General features: G+C 60.3%; 18 protein-coding genes, 6 tRNA genes and 1 pseudogene. 17 read left to right on the plus strand and 8 right to left on the minus strand.

What is annotated here, in order from left to right; translation table 11 throughout:
* Window positions 1–740: 740 nt before the first annotated feature.
* Together CKW11_RS29095 and CKW11_RS29100 are read left to right on the plus strand one after the other, a co-directional pair.
* Window positions 741–794 (plus strand): annotated as a pseudogene (locus tag CKW11_RS29095) (hypothetical protein); the annotation flags it as partial.
* A gap of 204 nt (window positions 795–998) precedes the next feature.
* Entirely contained in the window at window positions 999–1,703 is a 705-nt protein-coding gene (locus CKW11_RS29100; protein ID WP_371917869.1) for a methyl-accepting chemotaxis protein, read from the plus strand.
* A 596-nt stretch (window positions 1,704–2,299) separates the two neighbouring features.
* Here CKW11_RS29100 and CKW11_RS08585 read toward each other — a convergent pair.
* On the minus strand, window positions 2,300–3,058 hold the full coding sequence (locus CKW11_RS08585) for a hypothetical protein (protein ID WP_177439986.1): 759 nt from the start codon (window positions 3,056–3,058) through the stop codon (window positions 2,300–2,302).
* A 384-nt stretch (window positions 3,059–3,442) separates the two neighbouring features.
* Here CKW11_RS08585 and CKW11_RS08590 point away from each other — a divergent pair.
* From CKW11_RS08590 to CKW11_RS08615, 6 genes are all read left to right on the plus strand, one after another.
* Window positions 3,443–3,518, plus strand: a tRNA-Glu gene (locus CKW11_RS08590).
* Between the two features lie 2 nt (window positions 3,519–3,520).
* Window positions 3,521–3,596: transfer RNA gene (locus CKW11_RS08595), tRNA-Gly, on the plus strand.
* Between the two features lie 104 nt (window positions 3,597–3,700).
* Window positions 3,701–3,776, plus strand: a tRNA-Glu gene (locus CKW11_RS08600).
* 3 nt (window positions 3,777–3,779) lie between these two features.
* Window positions 3,780–3,855: transfer RNA gene (locus CKW11_RS08605), tRNA-Gly, on the plus strand.
* Between the two features lie 55 nt (window positions 3,856–3,910).
* Window positions 3,911–3,986: transfer RNA gene (locus CKW11_RS08610), tRNA-Glu, on the plus strand.
* A 2-nt stretch (window positions 3,987–3,988) separates the two neighbouring features.
* Window positions 3,989–4,064, plus strand: a tRNA-Gly gene (locus CKW11_RS08615).
* Between the two features lie 131 nt (window positions 4,065–4,195).
* On the opposite strand, the gene CKW11_RS08620 is transcribed toward CKW11_RS08615, so the two are convergent.
* The 4 genes from CKW11_RS08620 to CKW11_RS08635 all read right to left on the minus strand — a co-directional run bounded on the left by CKW11_RS08620 (window position 4,196) and on the right by CKW11_RS08635 (window position 8,264).
* Window positions 4,196–5,935: a dipeptidase gene (locus CKW11_RS08620; RefSeq protein WP_095137184.1), complete on the minus strand. Its 1,740-nt coding sequence runs from the start codon at window positions 5,933–5,935 to the stop codon at window positions 4,196–4,198.
* A gap of 199 nt (window positions 5,936–6,134) precedes the next feature.
* Entirely contained in the window at window positions 6,135–6,773 is a 639-nt protein-coding gene (locus CKW11_RS08625) for a LysE family translocator (RefSeq protein WP_095137185.1), read from the minus strand.
* Between the two features lies 1 nt (window position 6,774).
* A complete protein-coding gene (locus tag CKW11_RS08630) occupies window positions 6,775–7,545 on the minus strand; it encodes a 2OG-Fe(II) oxygenase (RefSeq protein ID WP_095137186.1) in 771 nt (256 codons plus the stop codon).
* Between the two features lie 92 nt (window positions 7,546–7,637).
* Window positions 7,638–8,264: a hypothetical protein gene (locus tag CKW11_RS08635; RefSeq protein WP_095137187.1), complete on the minus strand. Its 627-nt coding sequence runs from the start codon at window positions 8,262–8,264 to the stop codon at window positions 7,638–7,640.
* 90 nt (window positions 8,265–8,354) lie between these two features.
* Between CKW11_RS08635 and CKW11_RS08640 the strand changes: the two genes are divergently transcribed.
* Window positions 8,355–9,353: a LysR family transcriptional regulator gene (locus CKW11_RS08640; RefSeq protein WP_027612331.1), complete on the plus strand. Its 999-nt coding sequence runs from the start codon at window positions 8,355–8,357 to the stop codon at window positions 9,351–9,353.
* Between the two features lie 100 nt (window positions 9,354–9,453).
* Here the strand turns inward: CKW11_RS08640 and CKW11_RS08645 are convergent, their stop codons facing one another.
* Window positions 9,454–9,861, minus strand: a complete 408-nt coding sequence (locus tag CKW11_RS08645) for a PA2817 family protein (RefSeq protein ID WP_007967565.1) — start codon at window positions 9,859–9,861, stop codon at window positions 9,454–9,456.
* A gap of 89 nt (window positions 9,862–9,950) precedes the next feature.
* The gene (locus CKW11_RS08650) at window positions 9,951–12,398 is read right to left on the minus strand and encodes an acyl-CoA dehydrogenase (protein WP_095137188.1); all 2,448 of its coding nucleotides are present in this window, start codon (window positions 12,396–12,398) and stop codon (window positions 9,951–9,953) included.
* Between the two features lie 248 nt (window positions 12,399–12,646).
* Here CKW11_RS08650 and CKW11_RS08655 point away from each other — a divergent pair, with 248 nt between their 5' ends.
* The 4 genes from CKW11_RS08655 (at window position 12,647) to CKW11_RS08670 (ending at window position 15,815) form a co-directional block, all read left to right on the plus strand.
* Window positions 12,647–13,306, plus strand: coding sequence for a transglutaminase family protein (locus tag CKW11_RS08655; RefSeq protein WP_095137189.1), 660 nt, complete (start codon window positions 12,647–12,649; stop codon window positions 13,304–13,306).
* A gap of 43 nt (window positions 13,307–13,349) precedes the next feature.
* On the plus strand, window positions 13,350–13,973 hold the full coding sequence (locus tag CKW11_RS08660) for a glutathione S-transferase family protein (protein ID WP_095137190.1): 624 nt from the start codon (window positions 13,350–13,352) through the stop codon (window positions 13,971–13,973).
* A 133-nt stretch (window positions 13,974–14,106) separates the two neighbouring features.
* On the plus strand, window positions 14,107–15,039 hold the full coding sequence (locus tag CKW11_RS08665) for an ABC transporter ATP-binding protein (RefSeq protein ID WP_027612335.1): 933 nt from the start codon (window positions 14,107–14,109) through the stop codon (window positions 15,037–15,039).
* Window positions 15,036–15,815, plus strand: coding sequence for an ABC transporter permease (locus CKW11_RS08670; RefSeq protein WP_007908200.1), 780 nt, complete (start codon window positions 15,036–15,038; stop codon window positions 15,813–15,815). The genes CKW11_RS08665 and CKW11_RS08670 overlap by 4 nt, the downstream gene beginning before the upstream one ends.
* Before the next feature lie 80 nt (window positions 15,816–15,895).
* Here the strand turns inward: CKW11_RS08670 and CKW11_RS08675 are convergent, their stop codons facing one another.
* Entirely contained in the window at window positions 15,896–16,414 is a 519-nt protein-coding gene (locus tag CKW11_RS08675) for a DUF2062 domain-containing protein (RefSeq protein ID WP_095137191.1), read from the minus strand.
* A gap of 136 nt (window positions 16,415–16,550) precedes the next feature.
* Here CKW11_RS08675 and CKW11_RS08680 point away from each other — a divergent pair, with 136 nt between their 5' ends.
* From CKW11_RS08680 to lpxK, 4 genes are all read left to right on the plus strand, one after another.
* Window positions 16,551–18,764, plus strand: coding sequence for a DNA internalization-related competence protein ComEC/Rec2 (locus tag CKW11_RS08680; RefSeq protein WP_095137192.1), 2,214 nt, complete (start codon window positions 16,551–16,553; stop codon window positions 18,762–18,764).
* Window positions 18,765–18,875: 111 nt separating this feature from the next.
* On the plus strand, window positions 18,876–19,511 hold the full coding sequence (locus CKW11_RS08685) for a MotA/TolQ/ExbB proton channel family protein (protein ID WP_095137193.1): 636 nt from the start codon (window positions 18,876–18,878) through the stop codon (window positions 19,509–19,511).
* Window positions 19,508–19,936 carry a biopolymer transporter ExbD gene (locus CKW11_RS08690; RefSeq protein WP_027612340.1) on the plus strand — a complete coding sequence of 143 codons (429 nt, stop codon included), beginning with the start codon at window positions 19,508–19,510 and terminating at the stop codon, window positions 19,934–19,936. The genes CKW11_RS08685 and CKW11_RS08690 overlap by 4 nt, the downstream gene beginning before the upstream one ends.
* The gene (gene lpxK, locus CKW11_RS08695; RefSeq protein WP_095137194.1) at window positions 19,936–20,946 is read left to right on the plus strand and encodes a tetraacyldisaccharide 4'-kinase; all 1,011 of its coding nucleotides are present in this window, start codon (window positions 19,936–19,938) and stop codon (window positions 20,944–20,946) included. Before CKW11_RS08690 ends, lpxK begins: the two co-directional genes overlap by 1 nt.
* Window positions 20,947–20,967: the final 21 nt, after the last annotated feature.

Consider the following 20,967-nt stretch of genomic DNA (forward strand, 5'->3'; position numbering starts at 1 on the left):
TGTTGGCCCGGGCCGCGCAACTCAAGGCTCGATCCCCGGCGAACGCGGCGGTGATGAGTGATGTGGAGCAGGCCCTGAGTGCCTATCGCAAGGCCTTCGATGAGTTCGTCTCTCTGACCCAGGCCAAGGATCTGGCGCTGGAAATGGCCAGCTGGTCGGTATCCAGTGTGGCCAACAACCTGGACGTGCTGCAGGCCGGGCTGGCTGATGACGGCGCGTATACCTTGAAGGACACCGAAGGCAAGGACGGCGCGCAGTTCATCGAACAGGCCAGCCAGGTCAGCCAGGTGTCGCGGCTGATGCTGCAGGCGATGAACGAGGCGCGGATTCGTCTGGATCAGAGCCGCAAGGGCGATGCCGACAGTGCCGGCAAGGGCAACATCGAGCAGGCTGCTCAGGCACAGGCTCAGGCCGAGCAGTTGAAGACCACGGTCAAGGATGAGGGCTATCTGACGGTACTCAATGAAGTGTCCGGGCACATCGCCGGTTTCAACGACAAACTGGCCGAATACACCGGCCTGCTGGCCCAGGAGAAAACCGTCTACGAACAGTTGCACGAGCGTGCGGCGCAGGTGATGGAGCGCGTGGATCAGGCGTATGGCGCCGAGGACGGCGCAATGCAGGCGGAATTGAAGAAGAACTCGGTGCTGATCATCGGTTCTTCGGCGCTGGCGTTGCTGGTGGGGCTGATTGCCGCGTGGGTCATCACCCGGTTGATCGTCGCGCCGTTGCGCAGTGTGATGCGGGTTGCGCAGCAGATTGCGGCCGGGGATTTGAGCGCGAGGGTGGAGGTCACCCGGCGTGATGAAATCGGTCAACTGATGCTGGCGATGCAGCAGATGGGCACCGGGCTGAGCACGATCGTCAGCGGTTTGCAGGCGGGCATCGAGCAGTTGGCCAGTTCCGCGCAATCGCTGTCGGCGGTAACCGAGCAGACCAACCTTGAGGTCAACAGCCAGAAGGAAGAGACCGAGCAAGTGGCCACGGCCATGAACCAGATGACCGCCACCGTGCATGATGTGGCGCGCAATGCCGAGGAGGCCGCGCTGGCCGCGCAAACGGCGGATGCCAAGGTCGAGAGCGGGCAACAGGTGGTGCGCCAGAGCATGGTGCGGATCGAGCAACTGGCGGATTCGGCGACATCGGCCAGTTCAAGCATCGAAAGCCTCAGTGCGCAGATTCAGAATATCGGTACGGTGCTGGATGTGATCAAGAGCGTGGCCGAGCAGACCAATCTGCTGGCGCTCAACGCCGCAATCGAGGCGGCGCGGGCCGGGGAGCAGGGCAGGGGCTTTGCGGTGGTGGCTGATGAGGTTCGCGCGTTGGCGCGGCGTACGCAGCAATCGACCGAGGAGATCGAGCGGCTGGTCAGTGCCTTGCGTTCGGCGGCACATTCGTCGGTGCAGCAGATTCAGAGCAGTGGTGAGTTGGTCAAGCTGGCGGTCAGTGATGCGCTGCAGACCGAGAGTGCGCTGGGCAGTATCGCGGCGGCGGTTTCGTTGATTCAGCAGATGAATCAGCAGATTGCGGCGGCCGCTGAAGAGCAGAGTTCGGTGGCTGAGGAGATCAATCGCAGTGTGACGAGTATTCGCGCGAGTGCGGATCAGTCTTCGATGGCGATGCGGGGGAATGCGGTTTCGAGTGTTGAGCTGGCGCGGTTGGGGGGGGAGCTCAAGGGGATGGTTGGGCATTTTCGGCTTTGACTTGGCGGCCTCTGGGCCGACCAGGTTCTTGGGGTTTTGGGTGAATATCCGTTGCTTCGGGGGCTGCGGCTGGCGGTTTCGCCCTTACGGCGAGTCACTTTTGCAGACGCCCAAAAGTAACCAAAACGCTGGGCCCCTGCGTTCGGCCCTCGCCTAGGCTCGGGTTCCTTCGTTGCGGGATTCATCCGGGCGCATCGCCTCCGGTTTGCTTCGCTGCACCTCCTCTCGATGTGTTTGGCTGCGCCAAACGGTCGCTGCGCTCCCACCCCCGGATGAACCCCTCCACTCAGCCTGCCGACGGGGCCGGCACGGCAAGATCAAGAGCTTTCGGCGAGCTGACACTCGGCCATTTGAGTGGTGAAGAGCATGGGGGCTGTCTGGACTGCTTTGCTTTTCTGTAGGAGTGAGCCTGCTCGCGAAGGCGGCCTGACAGCCGACCAGTCTCTAACTGACTCACCCAATCCCACTGTGGGAGCGAGCTTGCTCGCGAAGGCGGCCTGACAGTCAACCAATCTCTAACTGAATACCCTCAATGGCAACCAGCCCACCCCCCACAAAAAAGCCACCTCTCGGTGGCTTCTCTTAACCTTCGACCATCAGTCGTAAATCACTTTCTTCTTCCAGTCCGCATCGGCTTCGGCTTCCTTGAGGCCTTCGGTCAACTGGTTCACTTCGCCTTCAACAGGAGCAATCTTGTCCATGACCTGGGCATTGGCGCGGGCCAGGAGTTTTTCCAGGTATTGCAGTTGTTCCGAGTACACCTGTGGTTCCTGCTGTTTGCGCAGGTATTGCACGCCGCGTTCGAAGGCGAGGCGGGCTTGGCCGGGTTGGTTTTGTTGCAGGGATTGTTGGCCGAGGTTGTTGAAGAATTCGATGTGCAGCAGGACCAGGATGTGGCGGACTTCCTTGATCCAGTGTTTGGCTTCGTTCGGTGGCAGGAAGCCGTCATGGGCGGCGCGGGTGATCTGGCCGTGCAGGGCTTCGAGCAGGAAGCGGACGTCCTTGGCTTTGGCTTCGGTCAGGATCGGTGCCGGCGGGTTGTTGACCGGGATCGATTCGCCTTGGGCCACCAGTGCGCTGAGTTCGGTGATCCGTGACTTGGTCGTGGCGCTGGTTTTTTCCAGGTTCAGCAGACGCTGGCAGACGTTCAGCTCCAGACGGGTCAGCAGCAGCTTGAGTGCCGGGGTCATGAACTGGCCGGGGAAGGTTTCGGTCAGTTCGCCGCAGCGGCGCAGGCGGTCGTTGAGTTCGACTTTGGTGCGGGCCTTCTCCAGTTTGTTGTTTTCCACCACATGGTTCATGTAGCCAATGGCGATCAGAATTGCGATCCCGGCTATGACTAGCAGGGTGATCATGAGTGGTGTCACCGGTAAGACCTCTTTATAGGGTTCGCATGCGAGTGTAGTGGCTGGACATTCAGGCGCCCAGCGCCGCTCGACGAGTTGATTCAGCAACTTCTGTTTATATCGGCTGCGTACTGCTTATATGAATGCTGGCGCAAGGTGCGCAGATTGCCATCATTGTGTTGCGGACTATAACGCCTTGGCGAGTGGCGGAATATAGGCGTCAATCGTCGGGCGACGGAAAAGCCCGAATGCTCCGGTAAAGCAGGTCGAAGTCATTGATTTAAATAAATTTATATTCGGGGGTTGACGACCCCTCAAACCATCCATAGAATGCGCGCCACTTGCAGCGTAAAGCACACAGCGAAACGCGGCAGGGAGTGAATGTTGTAGCGTGTCCCCTTCGTCTAGTGGCCTAGGACACCGCCCTTTCACGGCGGTAACAGGGGTTCGAGTCCCCTAGGGGACGCCAATGCGGGAATAGCTCAGTTGGTAGAGCACGACCTTGCCAAGGTCGGGGTCGCGAGTTCGAGTCTCGTTTCCCGCTCCAATTTTAAACAGCACTGCTTTCGGGCGGGGCTGAGTGAAACCAGAACCATGTCTTCGGATGCGGGTCTGGACACCGAAACACACACCATGTGTTCCGGGTAGCGTGTCCCCTTCGTCTAGTGGCCTAGGACACCGCCCTTTCACGGCGGTAACAGGGGTTCGAGTCCCCTAGGGGACGCCATTTGCGGGAATAGCTCAGTTGGTAGAGCACGACCTTGCCAAGGTCGGGGTCGCGAGTTCGAGTCTCGTTTCCCGCTCCAAATTCTAAAAGCGCCGCTCAGTGAGCGGCGTTTTTATTAGTGAAAGTTGTAGCCTGTCCCCTTCGTCTAGTGGCCTAGGACACCGCCCTTTCACGGCGGTAACAGGGGTTCGAGTCCCCTAGGGGACGCCATTGCGGGAATAGCTCAGTTGGTAGAGCACGACCTTGCCAAGGTCGGGGTCGCGAGTTCGAGTCTCGTTTCCCGCTCCAATTTCACAAAAACGCCGATCAGTGATGATCGGCGTTTTTGTTTGTGCAGCGTTTTGCACGCAACAAAAAAGGACCTTCGGGTCCTTTTTTGTTTTCACGTCAGGCCCGCTGAATCACGGGCCCATGCCTTATCAGAGCTTCGGTAGCTGGCCGACACGGCCCATCATCTCAGTGACGATCTGCAGATCCAGCAGGAACTGGTCAACCGTCTTGAACTCACCGTCTGTGTGACCGGTGTATTTGACTTCAGGCCGGGCCAGGCCGAATTGCACACCGTTCGGCAGTTCATGCACTGATGTCGCGCCGGCAGACGTACCGAACTCATGCTTCATGCCGAGGTTTTCAGTGGCCACCGCCAGCAGTGCCTTGACCCATTCGCCTTCCGGATTGCGGTACATCGGTTCGGCGATCGAGTAAGTGAAGTCCACGGCAACATGGTTTTTCTTGCTCCAGGCCGCGAGCTTGTCAGCGATTTCTTTCTTCAACACTTCTGGCGATTTGCCCTTGGGCACGCGCAGGTTGACTGCCAGTTTGAAGGCTTTGTCGTCCACGCCGACGTAGGTCAGCGAAGTGGTCAGCGGACCCATGAACGAATCGGAGAAGCCGACGCCGAGTTTTTTGCCCAGGTAATCCAGACCCCAGTTGGTCGACGCATAGCGCGCCGCGTCGGTGATCTGGTTGTGCTTGAGCGCTACCTTGCCGTCGAGGCTGTTGATGAAGTCGAGCATCCGCGCGACCGGGTTGACGCCGGACTCGGGTTCGGAGGAGTGCGCTGACACGCCGGTGACGCTCAGCTTGACGTCTTTGCCGTCAACCTTGGCCGCGACTTCGAAGTCACCACCGTGTTTTTTCGCGTATTCGCTGCCGGCTTTCTGCAGACTCGCGGCCAATTGCTCAGGCTTGTCGGTGACGAGTGTCGCAACCGAAACCGATGGAATCTGGTTGGTTGCCAGGCCGCCGGTCATCGAGATGATTTCTGCGCCGTTGCCTTCAGCCTTGCGCAGCGGGAAACTGGCCATGACCGTGCCGTAGCCTTTCTCGGCGATGACCACCGGGTAGCCACCGTCCAGCGCCATGTTGTAGTTCGGCGTCGGGTTGTGTTCGAAGTAGTACGGGATCGCGTCGCCGGTGGTTTCTTCGGTGGTGTCCACCAGCAGTTTGAAATTGCGTGCCAGCGGCAGCTTTTCTTCCTTGATCACTTTCATCGCGTACATCGCGACGACGATGCCGTTCTTGTCGTCTTCGGTGCCGCGACCGTACATGCGATCGCCGATCAGCGTGACTTTGAACGGATCGAGTTTGGTGCCGTCTTTCAGCACCCAGTTTTCCGGGGTGACAGGAACCACGTCGGCATGCGCGTGGATGCCCACGACTTCGTCGCCGCTGCCTTCGAGGGAGATTTCATAAACGCGGTTGTCGACGTTGCGGAACTTCAGGTTGAACGATTCGGCGAGGTTCTTGATCTTTTCGGCGATCTTGATGAACTCCGGATTGTCGTGCTGGGCCACGCCTTCTTTCTGGAAGGTCGGGATTTCCACCAGTTCGCGCAGGGTTTCCAGCGCGGCCTTGCCGTACTTCACGCGGGTGTAGATGCCCAGCAGGCGGTAGATCTCGTTCTGCTGTTCAGCGCTCGGGGTCTTGTTGTCGAGAAAGGCGTTGATCGCCGGGCCGAGCTTATCGGTTTTACCCAGGTCGCTCTTGCCTACGGCACCCAAAAACTGGCGGAAGTCGGTGACGCTCGCCTCATCGAAGCTCTTGAGAATGGCCGCGCTTTGCTGTGGAGTGATGTTGGCCTGCGCGGGCAGGGTGAACGCAGAAAAGCTGGCCAGGATCAGGCTGGTAGCGGCCAGGCGCTTGAGAGAAAAATTCATTGCGGTGGGCATTCCTTTGCAGGCAGTTGAGTGGAAGTGTTTGAAAGTTGAAACAAATCTTTTCCAAACTAACACCGCGAAGGTGTTGAAGGGGAGTCCCTGAAGTGGGATCCGTCGCACAGAAATGCAAAAGCGGCGCAGAAACGAAAAAGGCCCGAGCAGTGTGCAACTGACCGGGCCTTGTCTTTGGGTGTCGTTTTTACATCGACAGCACCAGCCTGCCGGCGAACAAAATCAGGATCACGCCCATGCTGCGCTCGAACCAATGGCCCATGCGCATGAACAGGTTGCGTACCCGGCTGCTGGAGAAAAACAGCGCGACGATCACGAACCACAGCGCATTGACGAAGCACATCCACACCCCATACAGCGCCTGGATATTCAGCGGCGTGCTGGCGCTGATGATCGTGGTGAAGATTGCCAGGAAGAACAGCGTGGCCTTGGGATTGGTGGCATTGGTCAGAAAACCGGTGCTGAACGCCTTGAACAGCGACTGCTCGACCAGCGGCTCGTCGAGGTTTTTTTCGCCCTCAAGCGTGGTCTTCGGTTTACTGCGGATCAGGCTGATGCCGAGGTAAAAGATGTACGCGCCACCGATCACCTTGGCCACCGTCAGCAACCACGGCGTGGTGTGCATCAGGGCGCCAACGCCGAGCAAGGTGTAGAGAACGTGCACGGAAATGCCGGCGCCGATGCCCAGCGCGGTGCAGATGCCCACCAGTCGGCCGAAGCGCACGCTTTGGCGGATGGTCACGGCGAAATCCGGGCCGGGAGCGACCACGGCCAGAAAGTGAATGGTGGCCAGCGCCAGAAACTCGCCCAGGTAGTTCGATAACATTTCAGCTCCAGAAGGTCAGGGGTGAAGCATTGCCGCGATAGCCGACAAAGAACGAAAGGCTCAGTCGCGGATCCGCCACGCCCGGGGTCACCGAGTGCATGCAGCGCGAATTGAACATGATGAAATCGCCCGGCTCCGGCCGCACTTCCAGGGCCGGTGGGCCGAGCAGCGCGGGGTCGATGCCGTAACTGTCGCCACGCATCTGGTCGAACTGATCCGGGGTGATGTCGTCGTCCCACATCTGCAGAGCGCCGCCCTCGGTCGGCATGTTCAGGTACACGTTGCAGGCGAACTGCGCCTCCAGGCTGCGGGCCTGAAAGCTGTCCGGGGCGTCCTTGGCGAAAATATCGTGGTGGGCAAGGAAGCACACGCCGGGTTTGACCACCCGCGACAGGCCGACATACATCTTGCGCCCGTAGAGGTTTTCCAGATGCGCGCCGGCCGGCCATGACTCGTCGAGCATGCAGCGCAGGGTGTCGACCGGCGAGGAGTAGGGCGCACAGCGCTCGCGCAATTCGGCGATGTTGCGGGTGGCGCGTTCGAAATAGTCCTCGATCAGCAGCGGCTGGTTTTCCGCCTCGTAAAACGCCATGCCGATGCGGCCGATGCTCGGCGCGTTGATGTAACCCTCGAAGCCCGGAGCAAGAATCTTGTCGCCAATCTCGATCGCCAGCGGCTCGGGCAAGAAGCCTCTGACGCGGATGGCGAGGACTTCTTCGTTGGCCAGTTTTTTTATGCACGTCTCATCGAGACGCTCGACGTCTAGCATCATTGTTTTTTAGGTCCATCTATCGATAGTCAACGGAACCTGCGAATGCGGTTCCCCCCGGCGTCAGGCGCTGCGCGGAGCAGCGCCCGAGATGCTTAATCCACGCTGTAGTGGACGGATAACGTGCCTTTCTTCTGCGAAAGCGAGGCGATCGTGACTGTGCCCAAATCCTTCAGGCTGCGTACATGGGTGCCACCGCAGCCGTAGGCCGGCAGCTCGCCGAAGCCGATTTCCCGCGCGCCTTCGCGCAGCGAGGTCAGGCGCGGCAGATCGTGTTCGATCCACTGACTGATACCGTGTTGAACGGTTCGCGCATCGACTTCCTGGGCGGCATCGCCCGGCTTGAATTGCACCCGGCCCTCGTCCGGCCAGTGGTGCGCCTTGATCGGCGTCCAGCCCATGGCCTGCACGAAATGTCCGATCAAGTGCCCGGCCGAATGCATGCGGGTGTTGTAGCGGCGACGTTGTTCATCCACCTGAATACAGGTCATGCCGGGTTTTACCGGACGATCGACGTAATGCACGATCCGGTCAGGTTCCTGCACCACGCGTAGCACCTGGCTTTCGCCGATCATGCCGGTGTCACAAGGCTGACCACCGCCTTGCGGATGAAACAGCGTGGCGCGCAGCACCACGGCAAATTCGTTCTCGTGGGGCGTGCAGTCGAGGACTTCCACATTAGCCTTGAGGTCATCACTATGGAAAAAGAGGCGAAGCGTCATATTCCATGCCCTTATTAAAGTGTCTTTTTTTATTATATGAATCGTGCAATAACGTGATAATCCGTTCAAACATCAAAGGACTTGTGCGCTGTGAGCATCAATCTTCCGCTGCCACTGCTCGGTGAAATGGCGATCTTCGTCAAGGTCGTGGAAACCGGCAGTTTTTCCGAGGCAGCCCGCCAGCTAGGCTCGTCGCCGTCGGCGATCAGTCGCAGCATTTCCCGGCTGGAAAAGGCCCTGGCTACGCGTTTGCTGCAGCGCACTACGCGCAAACTGCGTCTGAGTGACGGGGGCGAGGAAGTGTTCAAGCGCTGCCAGGAGATGGTCAGCGCCGCCAAATCGGTGATGGAAATCAGCGGGCAGTTCACCCATGAGGCGGAAGGGCTGGTGCGGGTCAGCGTGCCAAAAGCGGTCGGGCGTTTCGTGATTCATCCGCACATGCCCGAGTTTTTGCGGCGTTATCCGAAAGTCGATGTCGAGTTGCTGCTGGAGGATCGTCAGGTTGACCTGATCGACGATCATGTCGACCTGGCGATTCGCATCACTGATCGACCGCCGGCCGGGCTGGTCGGACGGCAGTTGCTGACCATCGACCATTTGCTCTGCGCCACCCCGCAATACCTGGCCGAACACGGCACGCCGACTCACCCGCACGATCTGCTCAATCACAGTTGCATCTATCTGGGGGAAACCCCGAGCGATGCGCGCTGGAAATTCAAGAAGGGCAGCAAAGCGGTGACCGTCGGCGTGCGTGGCCGTTATGCCGCCAACCATACCGGGGTGCGGCTCGGGGCAGTGTTGCAGCACATTGGTATTGGCAGCTTGCCGTATTTCACCGCGCGTTATGCGCTGGAGCAGAAGCTGATTGTGCAGGTGTTGCCGGAGTGGACGTTCCTCGCTTCTTACCACGGTGGTCTGTGGTTGCTGCATTCGCCCACGCGCTACCTGCCGCCGAAGCTGCGGGTATTCATCGATTATCTGGTGGAGTGTCTGGAGAAGGAGCCGACGTTGAGCAAGCCGGGGAAGGCGGGGGCGCCGAATAATCTGGCGCTGGCGTATGAATTGCCGGAGAGCGAGGGGCTGCTTTAAAAGCAAAAGATCGCAGCCTGCGGCAGCTCCTACAGGGAATACATGTGATTCCTGTAGGAGCTGCCGAAGGCTGCGATCTTTTGATCTTCAAACCATTAAATCAGTGCTTGCTGTCCTGGGCCGACATCGCCAGCAGCTGCTTTTCCTGATTCCAGTCGAACGGTTCGTCGTTTTGTTCGGCTTCGTAGCGACGTTCTTCCAGTGCCTGATACAGATCGATTTCTTCATCGGACAGGTAGTGCAGGCAGTCACCGGCGAAGAACCACAGCAGATCCCGTGGAATCAGGTGGGCTATTTGCGGGTAACGGGTAATCACTTGGGTCAGGATGTCCTGGCCCAGGTACTGGCTTTCGATCGGATCGATCGGCAGGGACGCCAGCAGTTCGTCAAAGCGCTCCAGGAACAAGGCATGGCTTTCTTCGGGAACCTGTTCGGCCTCACCTACGGCGACCAGGATACTGCGCAGGTGGTCGAGCAAAACCAGATGATCGGCAACGACGTTGGACACGAGATAAGTCCTCAAGAGCAAAACGGGCGCAGGAGTATAAAGCTCTCGCACCCGTTTTTCACAAATAAACAGCTACACGGTCGTCAGCATCAGCGGACTTTGCCCTCAGCCTGCTTCAGCTCTTCCTTGTCGAAATCATCGACGTCGATCACCTTGCGCCGTGCCGCTTCGGCATCGCGCAGGGTCTGTGCTTCCTGCGGTTGCAACACCCCAGCCTCCAGTGCAGCGTCGATGGCGTGTTCGCCAGCGACCGGTTTGACCTGACCGCTCTTGAGCGAGGTGTGCAGTTTCTTGTGCAGCGGTTGGGCGGCATTCAGCAGATCGCTGGCGTGTTGCAGGGCACCGACGGCATCGTCGGCGGACTGCGGGCGATAGCAACCGGCGAGCAGTTCTTCAAGCGTCGGATCGCCTTTGGCACGACCGATCACCGCTGCCACTTCGGCGCCGAGCTTGTCCGACGGGCCTTTGTGGCGACGGCCGAACGGGAACACGATCACTCGCAGCATGCAGCCAAACACTTTGTTCGGGAAGTTGCTCAGCAGCTCATCCAGCGCCCGTTCCGACTGGCCGAGGCTCTCTTCCATGGCCCAGCGGAACAACGGCTCCATATGTGCCGGCGAATCCAGGTCGTGATAACGCTTGAGCGCGGCGGAGGCCAGATACAGGTTGCTCAGCACATCGCCGAGACGCGCCGACAGGCGTTCGCGGCGTTTCAGTTCACCGCCCAGCAGCATCATGCTGAAGTCCGCCAGCATGGCGAAAGCCGCTGCCTGACGGTTGAGTGCGCGGAAGTAGCCCTGACTGATCCTGTCCCCGGGAGCATGTTCGAAGTGGCCGAAGCCCAGGTTCAGCACCAGCGTACTGGCGGCGTTGCCGACGGCAAAACCGATGTGCTTGAGCAGCAGACCATCGAATTCTTTCAGTGCCTGGTCCTTGTCCTCGCGGCCGGCGAGGGCCATTTCCTTGAGGACGAACGGATGGCAACGAATGGCGCCCTGACCGAAGATCATCAGGTTGCGCGAGAGAATGTTCGCGCCTTCCACGGTGATGAAGATCGGCGCGCCGTTCCAGCTGCGTCCGAGGTAGTTGTTCGGACCCATGATGATCGCCTTGCCGCCGTGCACATCCATCGCGTGGGTGATGCATTCGCGGCCGCGTTCGGTCAGGTGATACTTGAGGATCGCCGACAGCACCGACGGTTTCTCGCCCAGATCCACCGCGTTCGCGGTGAGCATGCGCGCCGCGTCCATCATCCAGGCGTTGCCGCCGATGCGCGCCATGGCTTCCTGAATGCCTTCGAAGGCCGACAGCGGGACGTTGAACTGTTCACGAATCTGCGCGTATTGCCCGGTCACCAGACTGGTGAACTTGGCCGCGCCGGTGCCGACTGCCGGCAGCGAAATCGAACGCCCGACCGACAGGCAGTTCATCAGCATCATCCAGCCCTTGCCGAGCATTTCCTGGCCGCCGATGAGGTAGTCCAGCGGGATGAACACGTCTTTGCCCGAGTTCGGGCCGTTCATGAATGCGGCACCCAGTGGCAGGTGACGACGGCCGATCTCCACACCCGGTGTATCGGTGGGAATCAGCGCCAGACTGATACCGAGATCTTCCTTGTCGCCCAGCAGATGCTCCGGGTCATAGGCTTTGAAGGCCAGACCGAGCAAGGTCGCGACCGGGCCGAGGGTGATGTAGCGTTTTTCCCAGTTCAGGCGCAGGCCGATGACTTCCTGGCCTTCCCATTCACCTTTGCAGATGACCCCGGTGTCCGGCATGGCGCCAGCATCGGAGCCGGCCAGCGGACCGGTGAGGGCGAAGCACGGAATGTCGTCGCCACGGGCCAGCCGCGGCAGGTAGTGATTGCGTTGTTCGTCGGTGCCGTAATGCAGCAGCAGTTCGGCCGGGCCGAGGGAGTTGGGCACCATCACGGTGGAGGCGAGGTCGCCGCTGCGGGTCGCGAGTTTCATCGCCACTTGCGAGTGGGCGTAGGCGGAAAAACCCTTGCCGCCGAATTCCTTGGGAATGATCAGGGCGAAGAAGCCGTGTTCCTTGATGTGCCTCCAGGCTTCTGGCGGCAGGTCCATCGACTGGCCGATCTGCCAGTCAGTGACCATTGCGCAGAGTTCTTCAGTGGGGCCGTCGATAAAGGCCTGTTCCTCTTCGGTCAGTTGCACTTTCGGGTAGGACAACAACTTGTCCCAGTCCGGACGACCGCTGAACAGCTCACCATCCCACCACACGGTGCCGGCATCGATCGCATCGCGTTCGGTCTGCGACATCGGCGGCAGGGTTTTCTGGAACCAGTTGAACAGCGGCGCGGTGAAATGTTTGCGGCGCAGGTCAGGCAGCAGCAACGGCGCGGCAACCACCGCGAGCACCACCCACAAAACCAGCAAAAACCAGCCCGGGGCATGGCTGAAAATGCCCATCGCCAGCAGGTATACGGCGACGATACCCAACGCGGGCAGGGGGGCGATGCGGCGGTGGGCGAGGTACGCCACACCGACGATCAGAACCAGTATCCACAACAACAGCATATGTAATCCTCCGTGAACCAAGGCCAACCGACCCTCCAGAGCTTAGACGGCATCTGTAAAACGGGGTGGTCAGAACATGGTGATTGAACTCGTGGGAAACCCCGGATGGTTTTCGTAGGTTCGGTGGGCAACACCCGTGGGAAATCGTTCGCCGTTCCCGCGTCTTCGCGTGCATGTTTGGCCGAAACGTCGTTATCTCTGTGCTTGAGCTGTCGCTAGACTCGGGGTTCACCCAGGAGAACATCGTCATGCGCGAGTATCTGAGTCCCGGCCGCTTCATCGATAGTGACCACCCGGCGGTGGTGGAGTTCGCCGAACAACAGCGTGGTGCCAGCCGCGACCCGCTCGCGCAGGTGATCAGTCTCTATTACGCGGTGCGTGAGGCGGTGCGCTACAACCCGTATACCTTCAGCCGTGACCCGCAAACCCTGCGTGGCAGCTTTGCCTTGGCGAGGGCGGAAAGCTATTGCGTGCCCAAGGCCACGCTGCTGGCCGGGTGCGCGCGGCATTGCGGCATTCCAGCGCGCATCGGTCTGGCCGACGTGAGGAATCACCTGTCGACGCCGCGTCTGCTGGAATTGCTGCGCAGTGATGTGTTCGCCATGCACGGCTACACCGAACTGTTCCTCAACGAGCGCTGGGTCAAGGCCACGCCGGCCTTCAACCAGCAACTCTGCGAGCTGTTCAACGTCGCACCGTTGGAGTTTGACGGGATCAATGACAGCGTTTTCCATCCGTACAACCGTGACGGCGCGCTGTTGATGGAGTATCTGGTCGATCACGGCCAGTTCGCCGATGTGCCGGAAAAGTTCTTCTTCAAGCACCTGGAAAAGTGCTACCCGCATCTGTTCGGCGAACATCAGGCGAAGGTCTTGGGTGATATGCAGAGTGATTTGAGCCGGGTCTGATCCGGCGTATGCTGCCTGCCCACGCATTGGAAAAGAGGCGGTCATGCTGAAGATCTGGGGACGGAAAAACTCATCGAATGTCAGGAAGCCATTGTGGGCCGCCGAGGAGCTGGGCCTGGCCTACGAGGCGATTGACGCCGGTGGCGCTTTCGGTGTGGTCGACACGCCTGAATACCGGGCGATGAACCCGAACGGCCGGGTACCGGTGATCGAAGATGACGGCTTCGTGCTGTGGGAATCGAATGCCATCGTGCGTTACTTGCTGGCCAAGCATGCACCGAACAGCGCCTGGTACCCGGCAGACCCGCAAGCCCGGGCCATTGCTGACAAGTGGATGGACTGGACCACCTCAAGTTTTGCCGGACCGTTCCGCACGGTGTTCTGGGGCGTGCTGCGTACTCCGGCGGACAAGCAGGACTGGCCTGCAATCAACGCCGCGATCAAGGAGTGCACGGCGCTGCTGGCCATGGCCGATCAGGCCCTCGCCAGCCAGCCATACCTGTCCGGCAGCGAAATCGGCATGGGCGATATTCCGCTGGGCAGTTTCATTTATGCCTGGTTCGAGATGCCCATCGAGCGTGCCGCGCAGCCGCATCTGGAAGCGTGGTATGCACGGTTGAAGCAGCGTCCGGCTTATCAGAAAGCGGTCATGACCGCGTTGACTTGATAATAACTATCGACACTCTTGACTGTACTTGTGTGGCGGCGGCAAGCACCATTGCGCTCATGCGCCGTGGTTGTTTTGTTCGCCGCCCGGCCCAATCTTTCCTTTTCTTCCCTTCTTGGTGCGTAAATCCGATATGAGTTCCGCTCTGTCCATCCGGCAGCTAACCAAAACCTACGGCAACGGGTTCCAGGCCTTGAGTGGTATCGATCTGGACGTCGCCGAAGGTGACTTTTTCGCCTTGCTCGGCCCCAACGGCGCCGGCAAATCCACGACCATCGGCATTCTCTCGACCCTGGTCAACAAGACCAGCGGCACGGTGAATATCTTCGGTCATGACCTGGACAAAAATCCCGCCGCGCTCAAGCGCTCGATCGGTGTGGTGCCCCAGGAATTCAATTTCAACCAATTCGAAAAGACCTTCGACATCGTCGTGACTCAGGCCGGTTACTACGGCATCCCGGCGAAGATCGCCAAGGAACGCGCCGAGCAGTACCTGACCCAGCTCGGCCTGTGGGACAAGCGCGATGTGCCGTCGCGTTCGCTGTCCGGCGGCATGAAACGGCGTCTGATGATTGCCCGCGCACTGGTGCATGAGCCGCGCCTGCTGATCCTCGATGAGCCGACCGCTGGCGTCGACATCGAACTGCGTCGCTCGATGTGGACGTTCCTCACCGAACTGAACCAGAAAGGCATCACCATCATCCTCACCACGCACTATCTGGAAGAGGCTGAGCAGCTGTGCCGCAACATCGGCATCATCGACCACGGCACCATCGTCGAGAACACCAGCATGAAACAGCTGCTGGGCCAATTGCACGTCGAGACCTTCCTGCTCGACCTGAAAAACGACTTGCACGCCGCGCCGCAATTGATTGGCTATCCCGCCCGGTTGCTCGACGGCCATACCCTGGAGGTCCAGGTCGATAAATCCATGGGCATCACCGCGCTGTTTACTCAATTGGCGCAGCAGAACATCGAAGTGCTGAGCCTGCGTAACAAAACCAATCGCCTTGAGGAGCTGTTCGTGTCCCTGGTGGAGAAAAATCTATCGAAGGTGGCGGTATGAGTTCCGAGTTCCGCCCCAACCTTGTCGCCCTCCAGACCATCGTTTATCGCGAGGTCAAACGCTTCACGCGGATCTGGCCGCAGACCCTGCTGCCACCGGCGATCACCATGGTTCTGTATTTCGTGATCTTCGGTAATCTGATCGGGCGGCAGATCGGCGACATGGGTGGCTTCACCTACATGGAGTACATCGTGCCGGGGCTGATCATGATGTCGGTGATCACCAACTCCTACGGCAACGTGGTCTCGAGTTTCTTCGGCAGCAAGTTCCAGCGCTCCATCGAGGAACTGATGGTCTCGCCGGTGTCGCCGCACACGATTCTGATCGGCTTTACCATCGGCGGCGTGTTGCGTGGCCTGATGGTTGGGGTCATCGTGACCATTCTGTCGCTGTTCTTCACCCATCTGCAGGTGCATCACCTCGGCGTGACCATCCTGGTGGTGGTGCTGACCGCGACAATCTTCTCGCTGCTCGGCTTCATCAACGCGGTGTTTGCCCGCAACTTCGATGATATTTCGATCATCCCGACGTTTGTGCTGACGCCGCTGACCTACCTCGGTGGCGTGTTCTACTCGATCACCTTGCTGCCGCCGTTCTGGCAGACCGTGTCGCTGGCCAACCCGGTGCTGCACATGGTCAACGCCTTCCGTTACGGCATTCTCGGGGTGTCGGATATCCGCATCGGTATCGCGATCACCTTCATGCTGGTGGCGACGGTGGTGTTGTACCTCGGTTGTGCGCGGTTGCTGGTGAGTGGGCGCGGGATGCGCACCTGATCCAATGTGGGAGCGAGCTTGCTCGCGAATGCAGACAACACAAAACTAAACGGCCTCCCACTGCGGAGGCCGTTTTGCATTCAGCGCATGCGGCTTTTCTTGCGCCGCGCCCATTGCCGCGCCACCCACCAGCGCCAATACAGCATCACCGTGAAGTAGGCGATGATGCCGAGTAGCAGCCCGCATACCACCGATCCCAGCAGAAACGGCTGCCACATGGTCGACAACTCTCCGCTGATCCATTCCCAGGTCAACGAGTCGGGCAGGGTGCGGGCGGGCACATTCATCAGCCAGGCCCCGGTCTGGTACGTGCAGAAAAACACCGCCGGCATGGTGATCGGGTTGGTCAGCCACACCAGGCTCACGGCAATCGGCATGTTGCCGCGCACGCTAACTGCCAGTGCCGCCGCCACCAGCATCTGCGCCGGAATCGGCAGGAATGCGGCGAACAGCCCGACGGCCATCGCCCGGGCCACCGAGTGACGATTGAGGTGCCAGAGGTTCGGGTCATGCAGCAACTTGCCGAGAAAGCGTAAGGATTTGTGTTCCCTGATGCTCGTCGGGTCGGGCATGTAACGTTTGAATAAGCGCCGGGGCATAGGGCTTCTCGGTCGGTTAAGGCGGCAAGTATGTCTGGATTCTACGAAGCGCCCATTCAGACTTTGTGACAATTGTTGACGACGAGCAGGCTTCCTACCAGCTACGCCTAATGCAGGAACTCTCAAGGACGGGCTTATGCGCACAGGGATGATGGCGCTGGCAGTCGGTCTGCTGGTTCCGGTTTTTTTGCCGGTGTTACCGCCGGTCGGGTTGATGATGTTGTTGCCGCTGGTGGGGCTGATGTTGCTGCCGTTTCGCAGCTATCCCCTGGCGTTTCTGCTGTTCGGTTTCACTTGGGCGTGCGTCAGTGCGCAGTGGGCATTGAATGATCGCCTGCCCGCAGCGCTTGATGGCGAAACCCGTTGGGTTGAGGGGCGGGTGGTCGGTTTGCCGCAAACCAGCGAGGGAGTGGTGCGGTTCGAATTGGCCGATGCCCGCTCGCGACACGAAAAATTGCCGTCATTGATGCGTCTGGCATGGTACGCCGGGCCGCCGCTCAACAGCGGCGAACGCTGGCGCCTGGCGGTAAAGCTCAGGCGCCCCGGTGGTTTGCTCAATCCCGAGGCCTTCGATTACGAAGCCTGGCTGCTGGCGCAACGCATCGGTGCGACCGGCACGATCAAGGATGGTCAGCGCCTGGCCGAGGCAAATTGGGCATGGCGCGACAGCATTCGGCAGCGCTTGCTTGAAGTGGACGCGCAAGGCCGGGGCGGTGCATTGGCGGCGCTAGTGCTCGGCGACGGCTCCGGTCTCAGCCGCGAGGATTGGCAGATCCTGCAGGACACCGGCACCGTGCATCTGCTGGTGATTTCCGGCCAACACATCGGGATGTTGGCGGCGGTCATCTATCTACTGGTCGCCGGACTGGCACGTTTTGGGCTGTGGCCGCTGCGTTGGCCCTGGCTGCCATGGGCCTGCGGGCTGGCGTTCGCCGCGGCGCTCGGTTACGGCTTGCTCGCCGGGTTTGATGTGCCAGTGCAACGGGCCTGCGTGATGGTCGGGCTGGTGTTGCTGTGGCGCCTGCGCTTTCGCCATCTCGGCGCGTGGTGGCCGCTGTTGCTGGCATTCGATGCGTTGCTGTTGCTCGACCCGTTAGCCAGTTTGCGTCCGGGTTTGTGGCTGTCGTTCGCCGCGGTGGGGATTTTGATTTTCACCTTCGGCGGGCGACTCGGTGCGTGGAAATGGTGGCAGACCTGGACCCGGGCGCAATGGCTGATTGCGCTGGGCCTGTGCCCGGTGTTGCTGGCGCTGAACCTGCCGATCAGCCTCAGCGGGCCATTGGCGAATCTGCTGGCGGTGCCGTGGGTCAGTCTGCTGGTGCTGCCACCGGCACTGCTCGGCACGCTGTTGTTGCCGGTGCCTTACGTGGGTGCAGGCTTGTTGTGGCTGGCCGGTGGTTTGATCGACTGGCTGTTTCGCGGCTTGTCGCTGATCGCCGGGGTGTGGCCGGCGTGGATCTCGCCCTCGCTGCCGTGGTGGGCCTTGTTGATTGGCAGTCTCGGCGCCTTGTTGTTGCTGTTGCCGCGCGGCGTGCCATTACGACCGTTGGGCTGGCCGTTGCTGTTGATTCTGTTGGCGCCGCCTCGCGAACGGGTGGCAGAGGGTCTGGCGGATATCTGGCAGCTCGATGTCGGTCAGGGCCTGGCGGTTTTGATCCGCACGCGTCATCACACATTGCTCTACGACGCCGGTCCACGCTTCGGCGATTTCGATCTGGGGGAGCGGGTGGTGCTGCCGGCACTGCACAAACTTGGGGTCAACCGCATCGATCTGATGCTGCTCAGTCATGCCGACGCCGACCATGCCGGTGGTGCGCTGGCAGTATCGCGGGGCCTGAGAGTGACGCGAGTGATCAGCGGCGATCCGCCAGGGTTGCCCGCCATACTGCGCGCCGAAGCCTGTGAAAGCGGGCGCCAATGGCAGTGGGACGGCGTCAGTTTTCAGCTTTGGCAATGGGCGGCGGCCCATGACAGCAATCAGCGCTCTTGTGTGTTGCAGATCGAGGCCAATGGCGAGCGTCTGTTGCTGACCGGCGATATCGACACGGCTGCCGAACGGGTGTTGCTGGAGAGTCCGTTGGCAGTGCCGACGCACTGGCTACAAGCGCCGCACCACGGCAGCCGCAGTTCCTCTTCGATGGCTTTGCTTCGGGCATTACGCCCGCATTCGGTGCTGATCTCCCGGGGGCAGGGCAATTCCTTTGGTCATCCGCACCCGCTGGTGCTCGCGCGTTACCGCCAGCAAGGGCTGCGCATCTACGACAGCGCGCAGCACGGCGCCATTCAGCTGCGTCTGGGCAGCTTTCAGGCGCCGTTGCTGATGCGTCAACAGCGGCGCTTCTGGCGTTGAAACACCATTGATCGCAGGATCGCCGAATGCGGCATCAGGTCGTCGGGGCAGCGGGTCTTAATCGCGAACCGGTATGGTAAAGTGGCGCACTTTTTCGAGGGGACTGTCACTGTGTGGGAATTGGTCAAATCCGGCGGCTGGATGATGTTGCCGATCATTCTGAGTTCCATCGCGGCCATGGCGATTGTCGCCGAGCGCCTGTGGACCCTGCGCGCCAGCCGCGTCACCCCCGAGCATCTGCTGGGCCAGGTCTGGGTCTGGATCAAGGACAAGCAGCTCAATAAAGAAAAGCTCAAGGAATTGCGCGCCAACTCGCCGCTGGGTGAAATTCTCGCCGCGGGCCTGGCCAACTCCAAGCATGGTCGCGAGATCATGAAGGAATGCATCGAAGAAGCCGCGGCGCGGGTGATTCACGAGCTCGAACGCTACGTCAACGCGCTGGGCACGATTGCTGCCATGTCGCCGTTGCTGGGCCTGCTGGGCACGGTACTGGGCATGATCGACATTTTCAGCGCCTTCACCGGTTCCGGCATGACCACCAACGCCTCGGTCCTGGCCGGCGGTATTTCCAAGGCGTTGATCACCACCGCGGCGGGCCTGATGGTCGGTATTCCGGCGGTGTTCTTCCACCGCTTCCTGCAGCGCCGCATCGATGAGCTGGTGGTGGGCATGGAGCAGGAGGCGATCAAACTGGTCGAAGTAGTGCAGGGCGACCGTGACGTCGATCTGGCCGGGGACAAAGCGTGAAATTCCGTCGCAAGCCCCGGGAAACGATCGACATCAACCTCGCGTCGCTGATCGACGTGGTGTTCATCCTGTTGCTGTTTTTTGTGGTGACCACCACCTTCACCCGCGAGACTCAGCTGCGCGTCGATCTGCCGGAATCGGTCAGCGGATCGCCGGCCGAAGATCAACAACTCAAGCAACTGGATGTCGCGATCAGCGCCGAGGGCGTGTTTTCGGTGAACAACAAGATTCTGCCGAAAAACGACCTGGCGACGCTGATGGAAGCCATGCAGAAAGAAGCCAACGGTGACACCAACATGCCGTTGTCGATCAGCGCTGATGGCAAGACCCAACACCAATCGGTGATCACCGCCATGGACGCGGCCGGCAAGCTCGGTTTCAGCCATCTGCGCATGACCACGGTCGAGGCGGCGCCCAAATCCTGATGAGCCTGTCCGATCGTTTGCTCGCCGCGTGGTATCAGGGGCATCCGGCCCTGACGCTGCTGCGGCCGCTGGAAATGCTCTATCGCCGCGTGGTGGTCAACAAGCGTCAGCGTTTTCTTGACGGCGAAGGCCAGATCTATAAACCGCCGGTGCCGTTGATCGTGGTCGGCAACATTACCGTTGGCGGCACTGGCAAGACGCCAATGATTTTGTGGCTGATCGAGCATTGCCGATGCGCAGGCCTGCGGGTTGGTGTAGTCAGCCGTGGTTACGGCGCCAAACCGCCGCAACTGCCGTGGCGGGTCACCGCCGAGCAGAGCGCCGACTTCGCCGGCGACGAGCCGCTATTGATCGTGCAGCGCACCGGCGTGCCGCTGATGATCGACCCTGATCGCAGCGCAGCGGTCAAAGCCTTGCTCGCCAGTGAACCGCTGGACCTGATCCTCTCCGATGACGGCATGCAGCATTACCGTCTGGCGCGGGATCTGGAGCTGGTGCTGATCGACGCCGCCCGGGGCCTGGGCAACAAACGCTGCCTGCCCGCCGGTCCGTTGCGCGAGCCGATCGAGCGCCTGCAAAGCGTCGATGGCGTGCTGTTCAACGGTGCCACGGCAGACCGCGACGATGGCTTCGCGTTTCGCCTGCAACCGACCGCACTGGTCAATCTGCGCAGCGGCGAGCGCAAGCCGCTCGATCATTTTGCGCCCGGTCAATCGGTGCACGCGGTGGCCGGGATCGGCAATCCGCAACGTTTCTTCAATACCCTCGAAGCGCTAGACTGGCGCGCAGTCCCCCATGCGTTTGCCGACCACGCCGAATACAGCGTGCAGGCCTTGAATTTCACACCGTCATTGCCGTTGGTGATGACCGAAAAAGACGCGGTGAAGTGCCGTGCCTTCGCAGCAGACGACTGGTGGTATCTGGCGGTCGATGCCGTGCCGTCACCGGCCTTCGTGGCCTGGTTCGACACCCAATTGATGCGCCTGTTGCCCGATCGTCTTTTGCCTTAACTCTTTATCCAGGGAATGTTC

Source organism: Pseudomonas sp. Irchel s3a10 (assembly GCF_900187525.1).
GTDB lineage: Bacteria > Pseudomonadota > Gammaproteobacteria > Pseudomonadales > Pseudomonadaceae > Aquipseudomonas > Aquipseudomonas koreensis_G.